Here is a 14,498-nt window from a genome sequence, read left to right on the forward strand (position 1 = left end):
AGAACGATACATTCTCGTTCTTGTTAGGCGGATTCAAGTGAATGTGGATACAAATATAGGTGGGTATCTATCTAAAGCTTGATGAAGTCCTGTTTTGACTATGGCAGCTTACGCCACCCAAGGGTTTACCCGAAGGTGGCGTCTTTTTATCTGCTTATTGTGTCAGCGGCGTGAGATCGGCTGGACGATAGTAAACTGACTTAAGCACTTTACCCTGACGAATTGTCTTGGCGTCAGAAACAAAATCTTCGGCACATTTAGCGATGATGTAATCACCTTTTTGTACCGCCATTAATTTGATCCCTTGCTCAGCGTAGAAGACTTCTGTCTCGGCGTACTCTTGCTCGTTGCGACACACTTTGCTCATATTGCTTGAGTGCACCTCATCCCAACAAGGTAAGAAATCGATGCCGCGATTGATGGCAACATTAAGTAGCAAATCGATTAAGTAGCTAATGGCTAGGTTGGCTTCAATTTTGTCATCACCCAAATGCACCAAACGGCCCATCAATACATACACACTGTCGACAATGGCATCAGCTTGTTCAGTTTTGTTGTCGGCTTCTGCGAGTTCTGTCAGTTCTTCAATCGCCAGAGAAGTATGCAGCGTATCGGCTTTGTCGTCTAAACTATCTGGAGAAGCCACTGGTAAATCGAAAGTGCTACGGAACTCTGAAATGTCACGGTAGAGGTGGTCGAAAATTTCGTTAGTCAATTTTGAAAGGCGCATATCCATAAACCCGGATGTTTTTAAGATTGGCCAATACTACCAAAGCGGCTTAACTCTCGCTATGTGGTTTGGGCTAAATGGCAAATATTTAGCGCAGCAAATGAGAAAATAGTTGCATTGAATATTCGCCTAACCCTATCTTAAATATAACAAAATGAACAACAAGAGGACGGTATGGAAGTTGAAAGCGAGAGCGAGACGATTATTCGCCGCCTTTATCAGATTACCAATGATTATCAAAAGGGGTTTGATATCCAAATCAGCCAGCTCATCATGATGGGACTGGAGCGTTTTGACTTAGATATCGGAATTTTATCGCGTATAGAAGACAATACCTACACGGTACTTCATTGTGTTACTCCTGAAGGTGTAGAGCTTTGTGATGGCGATACCTTCGACTACGACCATACCTATTGCGAAATCACGTGTCGCTCGTTTGGCCCAGTTATGATTGAGAATATGGGTGAAAACGATCAGTATGCAACGCATCCCGCCTATACCGCGTTTGGTTTGGAGTCTTACATCGGGATCCCCATTTTTATTGATGATGAAATCTACGGTACCTTGAACTTTTCTTCGGCTATTCCTTATCCGCGTAAATTCAAAGATATTGATATCGATGTGCTTAAGCTGATGGCGTCTTGGGTGGAAGTTGAACTGATACGCCGACATCAAGAAGAGCGTCTCCATGCGCTCAACGCACGTCTTGAGTACCAAGCTTACCATGATGCACTGACTGGGGTTGCCAATCGTCGCAGTATGTTTAAGAACGTTCACCTAGATATTGAGCGGATGAAACGTGCTCGTGGTAAGGGAACGTTGGCGCTGATCGACATTGATCACTTTAAACGTGTCAATGACAGGTATGGTCATCAAATTGGTGACGATGTCCTGAAAAGGGTCGCTGAGGCATTAAAACAACAACTGTCTGCGCGTGATTTTATAGCGCGATTTGGCGGTGAGGAGTTTGTTGTCTGGTTGCCTGAAAGAAGCACTGAAGACAGAGCAGCGTTGGTTGAAACGCTACGTCAGTGTGTGAATAAGATTGAGGTCAATGACAAACCGATAACCGTATCGATTGGCGCATGTGATTTCGATTTTGACTGCAGCAACGAAGTGTGTGAGCAATGTGACAAGGCGACGTTAGATGAAATCATCCATGTCGCTGACGACAACCTTTATGTGGCGAAAGACAATGGCCGAGATAATACGGTGACGTCGTGCTGGAGCACTACCTCGACAGCTTCATAATCATTGGTTGATTACAGAGTTTAAAAAGCGCCGTGCTGGCGCTTTTTTGTTATTGGCTTTTGCTTAGCTAAACAAGTAGGGAAATAGCTTGCGTCTTTCTTGCGGCGATAAAGATTCGACGCGCGCGATATTGGTATCTGGAATCGCTTCTGGATTAGGGTAGTGCTTGAGAACTCGCTCCATACTCTCTTCGCGGATGAGGTGAAACACAGGGTAAGGCGAACGATTGGTCAGGTTTTCATCGTCGTCTGGGTCTGCCCCACCAAAGCAGTAATCCGGGTGGAAGGTCGCAAGTTGAAACACACCTTCCCAATTTTGCTGACGAATCAAGGCTTCGACCCAATCAATAAACATATTGTAATCGTAAAAATCGTCGAGCATGTTAGGCACAGCGACTAAGGTGGTTTCCAACTGATCTGCGGGTGTTGAGTCTAGCTCCATAAGCTGGGTGAGAATATCTTCAAGCAAGACTTCTTCTACTTGTGCATCACTGACGAAGATTTTGATTTGCTTATTACGCTGTGGTTTGGCGGCAAAAGGGCATAAATTTAAGCCGATGACGACATCGTTGAGCCACTGTTCGACCGCCTGGGAAACCACTTGTGAGTCTGTTTGAGTTGAGCGCTGGTTGGTCATTTTGCTTCCAATTTAGAATTTGGCGCAAGAATAGCAGAATCCAACGTCCGTGGCTCGTGCTCTTCCCAGTGAGACAGTTTGCGACAGAGGACAAAAATAGCGCTGTAAAGCAGAGAACCACCCGCGATAACATATTCCCAACCGCCATGCTGCCAACAATAAATGAGGAAAAAGCCACCGATACTACCACCAACATAGTAATGAACTAAGTAAAGAGCGGTGGCGGTCGCCTTAGCATGGGTCGCTTTTTGACTTACCCATGCATAAGCTAACGTATGGGTGAAAAACGCACCAAAGCTTATCAATACTAGCCCTAGCATCATGAAACTCAGGTGGTCGACATAAGCGACAAGCATGCCGAGTAAGCTGATCATTGTGCCTGTTATCATGCCTGAAACACTTTGGTGGTGTTTACTCCATACTGAGGTGAGTTTGGAGCTTAATGTGCCCGACAAATAACAGACGAAAATCAGCGAGGCCAAACCAATCGGCAGGTTGTGCGGGGCAGCAACCAGTCTGAATCCCATGACAGAGTAGAGATTGACAAACAAGGCAAAGTTAACGCCACCGATCAGCATGGCAATCCAAATGGTCTTGTTTTGCAGATGCTTGATCAACGCGCGATTGTGGTAACGCAGCATGCCACGTTGTGGGGTAAAGTTGTTCTGTTTCGGCAGGCTGAATACAACAACCATACCACCGAGCAAGGTGAAAATTGCCATGCATATGACCGCCTGCTGCCAGCCTAGAGCATCGGTCAATGTGCCGCCGACAATACGGCCAGTTATTCCGCCCAATGAGTTTGCGGCAATGTAACCGCCAATCGCCTGGCTGAACGCTTTAGCCGACAACTCTTCAACCATGTATGCGACAGCGACTGAGGCAAATGCCGCTAGTGCGATGCCCATCATAGCTCTGAGTATCACAATGGTAATAATCGAGTCACTGCTGAGCATGGCAAAACCGATAAATGGCATCGCCAGTAGGCCAATCAGCATCACCTTTCTACGCCCGATTGACTCTGAAGCGACAGCCCAAGGAACCAGAGACACCGACAGCGCAAGCGTACTGGCAGCAAAGACCCAGTTAACCTGTGTTTCAGTAACCTCAAAGTGCGTCGCCATATAAGGCAACATGGGTTGGAATAGATACAAATTGCAGAACACGAGAAAAGAGCCTAAGGCCAAACTAAAGGTCACTTGTCGGTATTGTTTTGTTTTTAGCTCAATCATTTTCACGCATCAAAGTGGAAGTTATGTGAGCAAAATATCAGTCCAATGGTGATATATAAAATATATTAAAAATATTGTGTTGATATATTTTATATATGGAGATGGCGTTGGATTCTAAACACCTCAAGCACTTTGTGGCCGTCGCTGAACATGAGCATTTTACTCAGGCAGCGAAGGCGTTGCACATCGCTCAGCCTGCATTGAGCATTTCGATTAAAAAACTTGAACAAAGCTTAGGGGTAGAGCTTTTTCGCCGTGAAGATCGCAAGGTTTCGCTCACCGATGAAGGGGCGGTTTTGTTCGAACATGCCAAACGGGTTTTGCAGCAGCTAGATGACGCCCAGCTTGCCATTAACGAATTGAAAGGGTTAGAAAAAGGAGAAGTTCGCCTCGGCGCGCCGAGTATGATGGGGTCGTATTTTTTCCCACAAGTATTAATGGCATTTAAAAGTCGCTACCCCAATTTAAAGTTGACCTTGGTCGATGCCGGAACCCATTCTATCCGTCAGATGCTGCTAGATGGTGAGCTGGATATTGGGGTGATTAACGACGAAAACGTACCTGAAGATCTCGAAACCGATCATCTGCTACGATCAGAAATGGTGGCCGTTGTCGCGCGCGAACATGAGTTGGCGTCGCGAAACTCGATCAGCTTTGATGAATTTTTTGAACACGAATTGGTGATGTTTAAGGCTGGTTACTTCCATCGCGACTTCATTGAAAACCAAGCCAACTTGTGTGGTAAAGAGATGAAGTTCTCCTTTGAAACCAACTTGCTGCCTATGATCCTTAGTATTGTAAAACATGAGTTTGCGATTACTGCTTTGCTAGAGCTGGTTACCCAACATGAGAAAGATGTGATTGCAATACCGTTCGATGATCGAGTGCAATTAGATCTCGCGCTAGCATGGCGCAAGGATGGTTATCTGTCGATTGCAGACAAAACCTTTATCGATTTCGTTAAGCAATACGTTTAAGTTTTTGTTATCACCTGCAAATATCACATTTTGGGCTTTTCCTATCGCACCTTTGCATCAGTTAGAGTAATTTGGATTGCTTGAACGTTAGCCACGAAGGGTAGGGAAACCATTCTATGCACATCAGTATCAACCAATTCCATATCGAATCCTCCACCAGTCAATTAGCCATCGAACAATGGGATATTACCGATGGTCAATCATGGGGCGTCTTTGCGACCGAGGGGGATATTGGCTCGGCGTTAGGTTGTTTATTGTGTGGTGAATATGATGTCGACGCAGCGAAGGTACAAATCTCCACGGGCAGAATAGCGCAAGTGTCTCTAGTTGAGCAGCAACGCTTGTTAGAAGAGGAAATTGCCAAGGATGATACGGATTTTCTAGATAAAATAGACACAGGTTCAACCGTGTACGCACTAATTTTTCAGCAGAGCCAATCGCAGTCACTAACAGAGCAATTGATTGCGGATTTAGATCTCGAACATCTTAAGTTGAGTGGGTTCCGCGTTTTATCGACTGGCGAAACGAGGCGCGTTATGCTGGCTCGTGCGTTGGCGTCCAAACCAGACCTTGTTGTGCTGGATAATCCTTTTACTGGTCTGGATACCGCTCATCGAGCCTCTTTGGCACACTACTTAGCACAACTTGCTAAGACGACGCAGATGATAGTGACGTTTAACCGTGAGGAAGATATCCCCGATTGGATCGAGCAAATTGCGCTTTTTAATCACGGAAAGCTAGACAGTGTGATGGACCGAGCGGAATGGGAATCTCATCCTGTCATCAGCCAGATTAAAGCGCAGTCAACAACGCAAAGCGAGCAAATGCTTGAACTGATCCACCGCTATCAACACAGCCACCATTTTGACAATCCAGTGTTTGAAATTCGCGATGGGCAAGTGGCGTACACGGAAAAGACCATTTTCACCGAGCTAAATTGGCGGATTGAAAATGGTCAGCATTGGCAGATCAAAGGCCCTAATGGCTGTGGAAAAAGCACGCTACTCGGGTTGATATTTGGTGACCATCCCCAGTGTTATTCCAACGACATTCAAATCTTTGGCAACAAGCGTGGCTCAGGTGAGTCGATTTGGCAGATTAAGAAGAACATCGGTATGGTATCGTCGGCATTGCATCTTCAGTATCGTGTCAGTTGTAAAGCGATTGAAGTGATCCTGTCCGGTTTTTATGACTCTATTGGTCTTTATCAACAGCCAAGCAAAAAAGAGATTCAAGTGGCACGCGAATGGCTAGCCATATTGCACATGAGTGAACATGCCAATACCTCGTTTAGGCAACTGGAATATGGTCAGCAACGCTTGCTGTTGATTGCTCGTGCGATTGTCAAACAGCCAGCCTTACTGATATTAGATGAGCCTTATCAGGGGCTGGACTACTTAGGTCGTAGATTGGTGAAAAATACTCTTGAATTGATCGCCAAAGAGAATTTGAGCCAATTGCTTTACGTCTCCCATTATCAGCAAGATAAGCTAGAGAGCATTCGCAATGAAGTGGAGTTTATCTACGATCACAGTGTGAACTGCTATAAACCGCAAGTAACAACTAATATAGAGTCTCAATACAAGAGTCATATGGTATGACGGTAGGTATTTATGCTAAGTTGCAGTGACTACGACTACATTGAAATTGTTTGTTTATATCGCTACCCGGTACGCTTGCACCTTAAGTCGGGGGGCAATATCGAAGGTGTGGCGCTAGATACTAAGCGTAATGACAACAAGCAAGAGTGCATTAAGCTATCTGTCGAAGGGGGCGAGCGCTTAGTTGTGCTTGATGAGTTGGCTGAACTTGAAGTGAGGGTAGAGAACCCACACTTCACCAACAAGCGGTTTGGTTAGTTTTTCGCGTTATATATTTGTTCAAAGTTCTTCTGGTTCCAGCCAATCATATAGCGGTCACCAATTTTCAGTACCGGTAATGAACGTGCGCCAATCGCGTCCAACTCTTTACGACCGCGCTGCATCTTTGCATTCGTCAATCGGTACTGGTAGCCCTTCGAGTCAAGGTAGCGTTGTGCGTCTTTACAGTGTGGGCATTTATCTTTCACATACAGTACAAGTCGTTTCATGGTCTGTTCCTACTCAGTTATCAGCGCAGAGTTTAATGAAAAGGTCGTGAATGGCAAGTGCGAATAGCGTAGACTTGGGCACCTTTATTTAGCTCAACTCTTCTAGGGTCAAAATGAATTCAGCGCTCCGTTACATCCAAGGATATCCAGAACACATTGTTACTCCTGTCACTAAGATGGTGGAGTCTGGCCGATTAACCACTTGGTTTGAACAGCGCTATCCTGATAATCACCAGATAAAAAGTGAGAAGGCTCTGTTTGAGTACACCATGGCGCTGAAAAATTGCTATATGAAGAAAACCGCGCCGCTCAGTAAGGTGGTGTACGACAATAAAATCCACTTGATCAACAATGCGCTTGGTCTACACACCTACGTAGCAAAAGTGCATGGCGGAAAAATTAAATCAAAGAATGAGATTCGTATTGCAAGTGTATTTAAAAATGCACCAGAGCCACTACTACGAATGCTCGTCGTCCATGAATTGGCACATTTGAAAGAGAAAGAGCACGATAAAGCCTTTTATCAACTGTGTTGCCATATGGAACCGGACTACCATCAACTGGAGCTTGATGCTCGCCTGTTTATGATCTATCTAGAAACTTCAAAGCAAAAATGACTATGACTCGCTGTAAAAAAACTGTTTCGCCGAAAGAGAGTGGCAAAAAAGACCTAGCCAAAAAGTCACAGATGAAAGTGGTCTCAGTTACGGGTCACAAAGGCTTACACAAGCGCAATTTGCATCAAGGCCGCTACGATTTCCCTAAACTGATTGTCGCGCTTCCGGCGCTAAAAAAGCATGTGATCAAAAACCCGCAAGGTGAGCCAAGTATTAATTTTTCCGACCCTGTTGCGGTCAAACTGCTGAATAAAGCCTTGCTTGCCCATCATTACGGCGTCACGGAATGGGATATTCCGTCTGGGTATTTATGTCCTCCGATTCCGGGGCGCGCCGATTATATCCACCGCTTGGCTGAACTGCTGAGTAAAGAGAGCAAAAACCTTAAGCACAACCAAGTTCGAGCATTGGATATTGGCGTTGGTGCGAACTGTATTTATCCCATTGTTGGGGCCACTCAGTATGGTTGGCAGTACGTGGGAGCTGACGTTGATCCGGTGTCGGTAGAAAATTCAAACTCAATTGCGCAAGCAAACGAGGTATTAAAAGGGCGGGTTGAGTGTCGGTTACAAAAACAGAGCCGTCACTTCTTTAAAGATATTATTCAGCCTAATGAATTTTACGACGTGACGACATGTAATCCACCATTTCACAAATCACTTGAGGAAGCCCAGCAGGGAACAGAAAGGAAAATTCGCAACTTATCAGCGAATAAAGGCAAGCGTGGGCAAGCTAATGCAAGCAAGACATCCACTGCTTCGCCTATACTTAACTTTGGTGGCCAGCAAGCTGAGCTCTGGTGCCCTGGCGGAGAAGCCGCATTCATAAAGAATATGGCGTTTGAAAGCCGTGAGTTTGCCCATCAAGTGTTGTGGTTCTCGACGTTGATTTCCAAAAAGGACAACGTTCGTTGGATGCGTAAGAATCTAGACAAAGCAGGCGCCAAAGAAGTCCACATTGTTGAGATGAGCCAAGGGCAGAAAATCAGTCGCTTCATCGCTTGGACATTCAAAAGTGAAACGGAGCGTCAACAGTGGTTGAAGCTTAAAAGTTAACCCCAATTCTCGAAGGAGGGCATGTGGAATTTGAAATTTATATGCCCTGTGAGCCAGTGTGGTTGTGTGACAGCTTCTTAATGCTCTTCGCCGTGCTGTTTGTATTAGGTCTGCTGGGGTTTATTTATATCCTTTACAAAGAGTACCTCAAGATACAGAGAGCCAACCGCGTTCGGCAAAGACGAAAAGTGCCTCATTCGCAACGCAAGCGCTAGTGAAAGTCGTTTAATCTCTCTTGATATTGTTTTGCTTGAACTGCATTGCCGGCCTTTTGTTCCAATTTCATCAGTAACTTAAGTGAAACCGCTTGTGTCCCATACCAGTTGTGAAACTGGGTCAGTCTCATCTGTGCTGTATCGAGCTCACCAGACTCAATTTCCAACTTGGCTAGTGTCAGTATTGATCGCGCTCGCTTGGGTTCATAGTCGAGTGCTCTTTTTAAATAGTCACTCGCTTGTAGGGTATTACCTGCCTTCATCGCACACAGCGCGGCATTTTCATAACTGGCTGCCGTTAGAAAATAGCTGGGCTGGGCAATGGCTTGATGGAAATAGTCGTCGGCTTGAGTGTATTGCTCTTGTTTGCACAGGAATGTGCCATAGTTGTTCAGCACATCGCCATTGTTAGGGTGTTGCGTCAAGGCTGATTGGTAGAGGTGTTGCGCCGAGTCTGGTTCACCGACTAATTCAAAATAGTGGGCAAGCGAGAGCTGACTCCGATAGTAGTTAGGCGCATGCTCATACGCGAGTTGGAGGTTTTCGCGTGCTTTTGTCATATCCCCTTTGTTTATATAGCCCACACCCAGCGCAATGCGAGCTTCTGCACGTTGTATCGATTCGTCGTGCTGTACGGAAGGTGCAAAAGAACATCCGGCGAGTATCAGTACCACAATGATGAATAGTAACGGCATTATGCGTGTTTAAATTAAGAGAACGGTTCAATATAGTGCTGAACTTGATTACTGACGTCACGGCTTAGTGGGAGTATTGCGACAGAATTTAAGTTGCGCTATGTAACGCACTGGAAGTTTAGAACTAGAAATTGATGAGTAGTTCGAATCGCGCGATTTTTTGGTGGTGGTGGCCTAGATCGTAAGTGAAGGAAAATCGAATTAAAAAGAGCACGCGACCACGTGCTCTTGTATAAGGTTCTGCTGTGCGTATCAGTCGTCTTTGGTGAAGTTATCTTCACTGAAGTGATCGAGATCGTAAGGCGTTTGCTGGTAGACGCAATAGTTTAGCCAGTTAGCAAATAGCAGGTGTCCGTGACTTCGCCAACTTGCTGATGGCTTGTTGTCTGGGTTGTTATTTGGGTAGTAGTTGACGGGAATTGCGGGCTCCATGCCTTCACCGAGATCGCGCACATATTCATGGTGGAGGGTATGAGAGTCATACTCCGGGTGACCCGTGACAAACACATTACGCTTATCTTTTGTTGTCGCCAAGTACACTCCCGCAACGTCAGATGTGGCAAGAATATCCAAATCGGTATGCTCAGCTAGATACTCGGGTGAGAAGTCGGCGTAACGCGAATGAGGGGCTAAGAAGGTGTCATCAAAGCCACGCAATATCGGGTGATACGGGTGATGGATAGTATGATTGTAAACACCAGACAGCTTCTCATTACGCGTGCGTTTCGGTAAATCATACAGAAGCTTCAAGCCTGCCTGTGCGGCCCAACAAACATACAATGTCGAGGTCACATGTGCTTTGGCCCACGTCATGATGGTTTGCAAATGCTCCCAGTAGATAACGTCTTCAAATTGCACCAAACCAAGCGGGGCACCTGTAATGATCAGGCCATCAAAGTTACGTCCTTTGACCATTTCAAATTGACGGTAAAAATTATCTAAGTGTTCAGTCGGGGTATTTTTGCTGGGTCTATCGTCAATGCGCAGCAATTCGATATCTACCTGCAGCGGGCTGTTGGATAACAAACGCAAGAACTGAGTTTCCGTCTCAATTTTCTTCGGCATAAGATTAAGGATCAGCACCTTAAGCGGACGAATTTCCTGGGTCGACGCACGAGATTCTGGCATGACGAAGATATTTTCGGTACGTAATACGTCAGATGCGGGCAATTGATCGGGGATCTTAATCGGCACAGCTTACTCCCTAAGCGTAATTATGGACGTCTATACTTCTAAAGTTAACCCAATAAACCAGAGATGTCGATAGCCAATTTAGGCCAATTTATATTAATATTTGCCCGCCAATTCACTAACAAGATTGATTATGACGCTAAAACTAACGTTGATACGTGGATTGCCCGGCTCAGGGAAAAGCACGTTAGCCCAAACTATCCCGGCCCAACATTACGAAGCTGATATGTATTTTATCAACGAGAGTGGTGAGTATGTATATCAGGCCAACAAAATTGCACAAGCACATCAATGGTGTAAAACCAAAACAGAGCAAGCACTGGCTCAAGGGCATAGTGTGGTTGTTGCAAATACTTTTGTTCAGCGGTGGGAAATGGTGCCTTACCTAAAGTTGGCTAAACGCTATAGCGCTCAATTCGAAGTGATTGAATGTCACGACAACTATGGCAATGTGCACGGTGTTGAAGCGAAAACCATAAACTCAATGAAAAAGCGGTGGCAAGAATGGCAAAACGTACCCCAGTTGTAGAAATGACCTCTTACGGTCTTTACAAAGAGTGGGATTCAAAATCGAAACACCTACCTAAAATCCAAGAGTTCACCACTCAAGTCCCCGCAGATGAAGAGATTGAGTTTGGTTTTATTGTCAATATCAAGAAGGCCAAGGGTGAGGTGATCGAGTTCTGTATCGATCATCCTGGAATCAAAGGCAAAAAAGGGCAAAGACTGGAGCCTTTTACTGGCGACATGCATGTAGGCAGCAACGATTGGGATTTTTACCTCGGGGATACTATCCAACTGCTCGATCCGGTAGACGGTTTTAAATCTAACATTGGCAAATGGCGGATGACGATTGAGCTAGGCGGTAGGGTAATTGCTGACAAGACATTTGACGTGTTTGCTCGTGATGAAGGTGAATTCTGGAAGCGTCGTGGTTTCTAGCCCCTTGTTCTGAATGTACCTAACGGGTTAATTTATGAACACTTGAACTTGGCCGTGTACAAAAATTGGGGGTTGAATAACATCGGAGTGAAAATTTTCTAATAAACTTATCAGTAGATAAGATAAATAGAAGCGCGCGATGACATCACCTCGGTTGTTGAACTTTAACTTGCAAACCCGTACCGCGATCTACTTTACCATCGGTATGTTGGGTATTGCTTTTAGCTGCATCTTTATTACTCGTTATTTCTTCTTAACCAGTCTCGATAGCCTAGAATCAATGGAGTCCCAAAGTGCGAGTCAACAGGCGAGTAGTGTGGTCACTCTGATGGTCACACAGATGGAAGAACGCTCGTACGATTGGGCCTATTGGGATGAAACGTTCGAACTGCTTACTGGTGGTGACAAGCAGGCCTATCGCGACCGCAACCTTTCTCCGGATTCACTCGATGTTCTCGGCCTTGATATGATGATCTTTGCTGACCTGCACGGCAAGGTTATCGAATCGATTGTACGTTCGCCTGATGATGAGCCTGTGGATATTGACGCGGTTGTTAAGGCAGATGTGGTTACACGTCACATTCAACAGATGAACGGCTTACTTGATAGTCAACGCTGCAGTGCGAGTGGTCTGTTGGTCGTCGGCCAGCAAGTATGGGCGATAAGCCTGACCCCGTAAGAGATAGTGAAGGCACCTCTGCATCGTCTGGCTGGCTATTGTGGGGTAAAAATCTCACGGAACGTTTTCCCGGTGACTTTGAGTCTATACTCATCGGCGAAAACGAGCTTATTCTTGTCGGTAATGATGCTAATACCAGCATTGCAGTCGAGTATCCTGAAGTCGAAAAATCGCAACAATTCATCACCCAACGCACCCCTCTTAACGATATGTCAGGTATGCTGATAGCGAATCTCACTACAACAACTGAAAGAACGTATTTTATCCAAGGTAATGTGATGTTTTCTTACCTTTTCTATGCAGTGTCTGTGGTGGTTTTGCTCATCTCATTTGTGACATTTTTAATCTTTCGTCGCCGCGTCTCAGCGCGCTTTACCGATCTTGAAAAGGACATTGACGAGCTGATCTCAGCCTATCAACTTGAGGGCCTAAATCATCCCAGCAAAGATGAATTGGAACGTTTGTCAGGTTTAATTCAGGCACTGGCGAATGATGGTGTGGAAACCAAGGAGCAGCTTCTTGATACCCAACAGAAATTTGAAGCCTTGTACCAAAGTGGCTCAATTGGCGTGTTACTGGTTCGTGCCCGAGAGGTTATTGATGTCAATCAGACCGCACTTGAACTGTTGGGTTATCAAAGAGAAGAGATCATTCATCAAACCTTAGATGATTTATGTGCAGACAAACAAACAGATGAGTGCCAAGTTGATAAGATGTACAGTCAGTTTGAACTGGGGCAGACGCTTTTTGAGAGCCAACTCCTGACACGGGCGGGGGAAGTTGTCGACTGTCATATCGAGATAAAAGCGATTCAATACCAAGGCGAAGCGGCATTGATGTTATCGCTTAGCGATTTAAGAGAGAAAAAGCAGCAAGAGAAATTGATTGAAAATTTGGTGGATAGGGATCACCTCTCTGGCCTATGGAATCGCAAGGCCATTATGGATAAGGCGAGGTGGCTGGTGGATGAGCGCCCAAACCAATGTTCGTTTCTCTACATCGTTGTGCCGAATTTAAGCCAAGTTGCCGAAATTTATGGTCATCAAGTCTTTGATCAATCGATTGAGCGGATTGCGCATAATTTTGGTCAATATCTGACGCCTTTCCCAATCGGTCGGATCAGTAATGACGAATTCTTAGTCTTAGTGTCAGAGAATAAAGATCGAGAACAGGCCCGTAAAGGTACGGAAAAGATCATCGAACTATTGACCAATAAGCAGATGATAGAAGGGGTTGGAATCAGCCTAGAATGCCAAGCCGCATTGGTTGCGAGTGAACTCTCGCACAAGCCGCTTGATGCCCAAATTCAAGCAGCGATCTATGCGATTCAGCATCGACATACCGCAACATTGGCCCCTAAGGTAGTCGACGTTGACGCCACGGTATTTGATATGGCAGAAACGTCAGCAGCGATCAATCGCGATCTTTCTGGCGCAGTGCGAAATCAGCAAATAGACGCGCATTATCAAGCGATTGTGGATAGCAAAACGGGAGAAATTAGTGGCTTTGAAGCGCTTGCTCGCTGGCAGCATGCATCGTATGGCTTTGTTTCACCTGCGGTATTTATCCCACTGGCGGAGCAAAGCGCACTGATTATTGAATTGGGCGAGTCTATCTTAGAGCGTGCTTGTCAGTTCATCGCTCAAGTCAATCAAACTCGCCGTCGAGCAGGGCTTGGTTTGTTAACCATGCATGTTAATTTAAGCCCTCCCCATTTTCACTACCAAGAGCTACCTAACCAGCTCATGCATTTAATTGATAAATATCAGATTCAACCGGGTCAACTTGTCATCGAAGTGACAGAGAGCATGTTGATGGGGGTGGAACAAGACATTGTAGAGCGAATGGAAAACATCAAATCCCTTGGTGTACTTCTAGCATTGGATGACTTTGGTACCGGATACTCATCATTTAGTACCTTGTGCAGTTTTCCACTTGATATTGTCAAACTCGATAAATCCTACATTGACCATATCGAAAGCAATGATCGCGCTAGAAGCTTAGTACGCAACATCAGCAGCATGGCTAAAGAACTTGGGTTGACCACAGTCGCTGAAGGTGTTGAAACTGCTGGACAGGTCAGTAGGCTGCGTAACTGGAATGTAGAAGAGATACAAGGCTATTACTTCTACAAACCTGTGCCTGCCGACGAGGCTATTCGTTTAGTCAACCGATAACCCATAGTCACA

Annotated in this window: 16 protein-coding genes; 10 read left to right on the plus strand and 6 right to left on the minus strand. The window is 45.4% G+C overall.

Annotated features, from left to right (window positions below):
- Window positions 1–154: 154 nt before the first annotated feature.
- Entirely contained in the window at window positions 155–730 is a 576-nt protein-coding gene (locus TW81_RS10325) for a nucleoside triphosphate pyrophosphohydrolase family protein (protein WP_045955616.1), read from the minus strand.
- 174 nt (window positions 731–904) lie between these two features.
- Here TW81_RS10325 and TW81_RS10330 point away from each other — a divergent pair, with 174 nt between their 5' ends.
- Window positions 905–1,981, plus strand: coding sequence for a sensor domain-containing diguanylate cyclase (locus tag TW81_RS10330; protein WP_045955617.1), 1,077 nt, complete (start codon window positions 905–907; stop codon window positions 1,979–1,981).
- 63 nt (window positions 1,982–2,044) lie between these two features.
- Here the strand turns inward: TW81_RS10330 and TW81_RS10335 are convergent, their stop codons facing one another.
- Together TW81_RS10335 and TW81_RS10340 are read right to left on the minus strand one after the other, a co-directional pair.
- Window positions 2,045–2,617: a DUF1415 domain-containing protein gene (locus TW81_RS10335; protein ID WP_045955618.1), complete on the minus strand. Its 573-nt coding sequence runs from the start codon at window positions 2,615–2,617 to the stop codon at window positions 2,045–2,047.
- Complete coding sequence (locus TW81_RS10340) at window positions 2,614–3,849, minus strand: MFS transporter (RefSeq protein ID WP_045955619.1); 1,236 nt, start codon at window positions 3,847–3,849, stop codon at window positions 2,614–2,616. The genes TW81_RS10335 and TW81_RS10340 overlap by 4 nt, the downstream gene beginning before the upstream one ends.
- Window positions 3,850–3,956: 107 nt before the next feature.
- Between TW81_RS10340 and TW81_RS10345 the strand changes: the two genes are divergently transcribed.
- The 3 genes from TW81_RS10345 to TW81_RS10355 all read left to right on the plus strand — a co-directional run bounded on the left by TW81_RS10345 (window position 3,957) and on the right by TW81_RS10355 (window position 6,685).
- Window positions 3,957–4,826 (plus strand): LysR family transcriptional regulator, encoded by an 870-nt coding sequence (locus TW81_RS10345; protein WP_045955699.1) that lies wholly within the window; start codon window positions 3,957–3,959, stop codon window positions 4,824–4,826.
- 116 nt (window positions 4,827–4,942) lie between these two features.
- Window positions 4,943–6,427 carry a molybdate ABC transporter ATP-binding protein ModF gene (gene modF, locus TW81_RS10350; protein WP_045955620.1) on the plus strand — a complete coding sequence of 495 codons (1,485 nt, stop codon included), beginning with the start codon at window positions 4,943–4,945 and terminating at the stop codon, window positions 6,425–6,427.
- 12 nt (window positions 6,428–6,439) lie between these two features.
- On the plus strand, window positions 6,440–6,685 hold the full coding sequence (locus TW81_RS10355) for a Rho-binding antiterminator (RefSeq protein ID WP_045955621.1): 246 nt from the start codon (window positions 6,440–6,442) through the stop codon (window positions 6,683–6,685).
- Here the strand turns inward: TW81_RS10355 and TW81_RS10360 are convergent.
- Complete coding sequence (locus tag TW81_RS10360; protein ID WP_045955622.1) at window positions 6,682–6,915, minus strand: glutaredoxin family protein; 234 nt, start codon at window positions 6,913–6,915, stop codon at window positions 6,682–6,684. The genes TW81_RS10355 and TW81_RS10360 overlap by 4 nt on opposite strands.
- Before the next feature lie 113 nt (window positions 6,916–7,028).
- Between TW81_RS10360 and TW81_RS10365 the strand changes: the two genes are divergently transcribed.
- Both TW81_RS10365 and rlmF read left to right on the plus strand, forming a co-directional pair.
- A complete protein-coding gene (locus TW81_RS10365; RefSeq protein WP_045955623.1) occupies window positions 7,029–7,532 on the plus strand; it encodes a M48 metallopeptidase family protein in 504 nt (167 codons plus the stop codon).
- 2 nt (window positions 7,533–7,534) lie between these two features.
- Entirely contained in the window at window positions 7,535–8,587 is a 1,053-nt protein-coding gene (gene rlmF / locus TW81_RS10370; RefSeq protein WP_045955624.1) for a 23S rRNA (adenine(1618)-N(6))-methyltransferase RlmF, read from the plus strand.
- A gap of 211 nt (window positions 8,588–8,798) precedes the next feature.
- Here the strand turns inward: rlmF and pilW are convergent, their stop codons facing one another.
- Both pilW and metA read right to left on the minus strand, forming a co-directional pair.
- Window positions 8,799–9,497: a type IV pilus biogenesis/stability protein PilW gene (gene pilW / locus TW81_RS10380; protein ID WP_045955626.1), complete on the minus strand. Its 699-nt coding sequence runs from the start codon at window positions 9,495–9,497 to the stop codon at window positions 8,799–8,801.
- 252 nt (window positions 9,498–9,749) lie between these two features.
- A complete protein-coding gene (gene metA, locus TW81_RS10385; RefSeq protein ID WP_045955627.1) occupies window positions 9,750–10,691 on the minus strand; it encodes a homoserine O-acetyltransferase MetA in 942 nt (313 codons plus the stop codon).
- Window positions 10,692–10,821: 130 nt separating this feature from the next.
- Here metA and TW81_RS10390 point away from each other — a divergent pair, with 130 nt between their 5' ends.
- From TW81_RS10390 to TW81_RS10400, 4 genes are all read left to right on the plus strand, one after another.
- Window positions 10,822–11,217 (plus strand): ATP-binding protein, encoded by a 396-nt coding sequence (locus TW81_RS10390; RefSeq protein WP_045955628.1) that lies wholly within the window; start codon window positions 10,822–10,824, stop codon window positions 11,215–11,217.
- Window positions 11,193–11,630 (plus strand): DUF3859 domain-containing protein, encoded by a 438-nt coding sequence (locus TW81_RS10395; RefSeq protein ID WP_045955629.1) that lies wholly within the window; start codon window positions 11,193–11,195, stop codon window positions 11,628–11,630. The genes TW81_RS10390 and TW81_RS10395 overlap by 25 nt, the downstream gene beginning before the upstream one ends.
- A gap of 139 nt (window positions 11,631–11,769) precedes the next feature.
- Entirely contained in the window at window positions 11,770–12,309 is a 540-nt protein-coding gene (locus TW81_RS19545) for a CHASE4 domain-containing protein (protein WP_239424322.1), read from the plus strand.
- The gene (locus TW81_RS10400) at window positions 12,285–14,486 is read left to right on the plus strand and encodes a putative bifunctional diguanylate cyclase/phosphodiesterase (RefSeq protein ID WP_239424324.1); all 2,202 of its coding nucleotides are present in this window, start codon (window positions 12,285–12,287) and stop codon (window positions 14,484–14,486) included. Before TW81_RS19545 ends, TW81_RS10400 begins: the two co-directional genes overlap by 25 nt.
- Window positions 14,487–14,498: the final 12 nt, after the last annotated feature.

This window comes from Vibrio galatheae (assembly GCF_000967545.1).
Taxonomy (GTDB): domain Bacteria; phylum Pseudomonadota; class Gammaproteobacteria; order Enterobacterales; family Vibrionaceae; genus Vibrio; species Vibrio galatheae.

Excerpts from the sequence above, each read along its gene's own strand:
- TW81_RS10325 (WP_045955616.1), bottom strand. The coding sequence starts at position 730 with ATGCGCCTTTCAAAATTGACTAACGAAATTTTCGACCACCTCTACCGT.
- TW81_RS10330 (WP_045955617.1), top strand. The coding sequence starts at position 905 with ATGGAAGTTGAAAGCGAGAGCGAGACGATTATTCGCCGCCTTTATCAG.
- TW81_RS10335 (WP_045955618.1), bottom strand. The coding sequence starts at position 2,617 with ATGACCAACCAGCGCTCAACTCAAACAGACTCACAAGTGGTTTCCCAG.
- TW81_RS10340 (WP_045955619.1), bottom strand. The coding sequence starts at position 3,849 with ATGATTGAGCTAAAAACAAAACAATACCGACAAGTGACCTTTAGTTTG.
- modF (WP_045955620.1), top strand. The coding sequence starts at position 4,943 with ATGCACATCAGTATCAACCAATTCCATATCGAATCCTCCACCAGTCAA.
- TW81_RS10355 (WP_045955621.1), top strand. The coding sequence starts at position 6,440 with ATGCTAAGTTGCAGTGACTACGACTACATTGAAATTGTTTGTTTATAT.
- TW81_RS10360 (WP_045955622.1), bottom strand. The coding sequence starts at position 6,915 with ATGAAACGACTTGTACTGTATGTGAAAGATAAATGCCCACACTGTAAA.
- TW81_RS10365 (WP_045955623.1), top strand. The coding sequence starts at position 7,029 with ATGAATTCAGCGCTCCGTTACATCCAAGGATATCCAGAACACATTGTT.
- rlmF (WP_045955624.1), top strand. The coding sequence starts at position 7,535 with ATGACTCGCTGTAAAAAAACTGTTTCGCCGAAAGAGAGTGGCAAAAAA.
- pilW (WP_045955626.1), bottom strand. The coding sequence starts at position 9,497 with ATGCCGTTACTATTCATCATTGTGGTACTGATACTCGCCGGATGTTCT.
- TW81_RS10390 (WP_045955628.1), top strand. The coding sequence starts at position 10,822 with ATGACGCTAAAACTAACGTTGATACGTGGATTGCCCGGCTCAGGGAAA.
- TW81_RS10395 (WP_045955629.1), top strand. The coding sequence starts at position 11,193 with ATGGCAAAACGTACCCCAGTTGTAGAAATGACCTCTTACGGTCTTTAC.
- TW81_RS19545 (WP_239424322.1), top strand. The coding sequence starts at position 11,770 with ATGACATCACCTCGGTTGTTGAACTTTAACTTGCAAACCCGTACCGCG.
- TW81_RS10400 (WP_239424324.1), top strand. The coding sequence starts at position 12,285 with ATGGGCGATAAGCCTGACCCCGTAAGAGATAGTGAAGGCACCTCTGCA.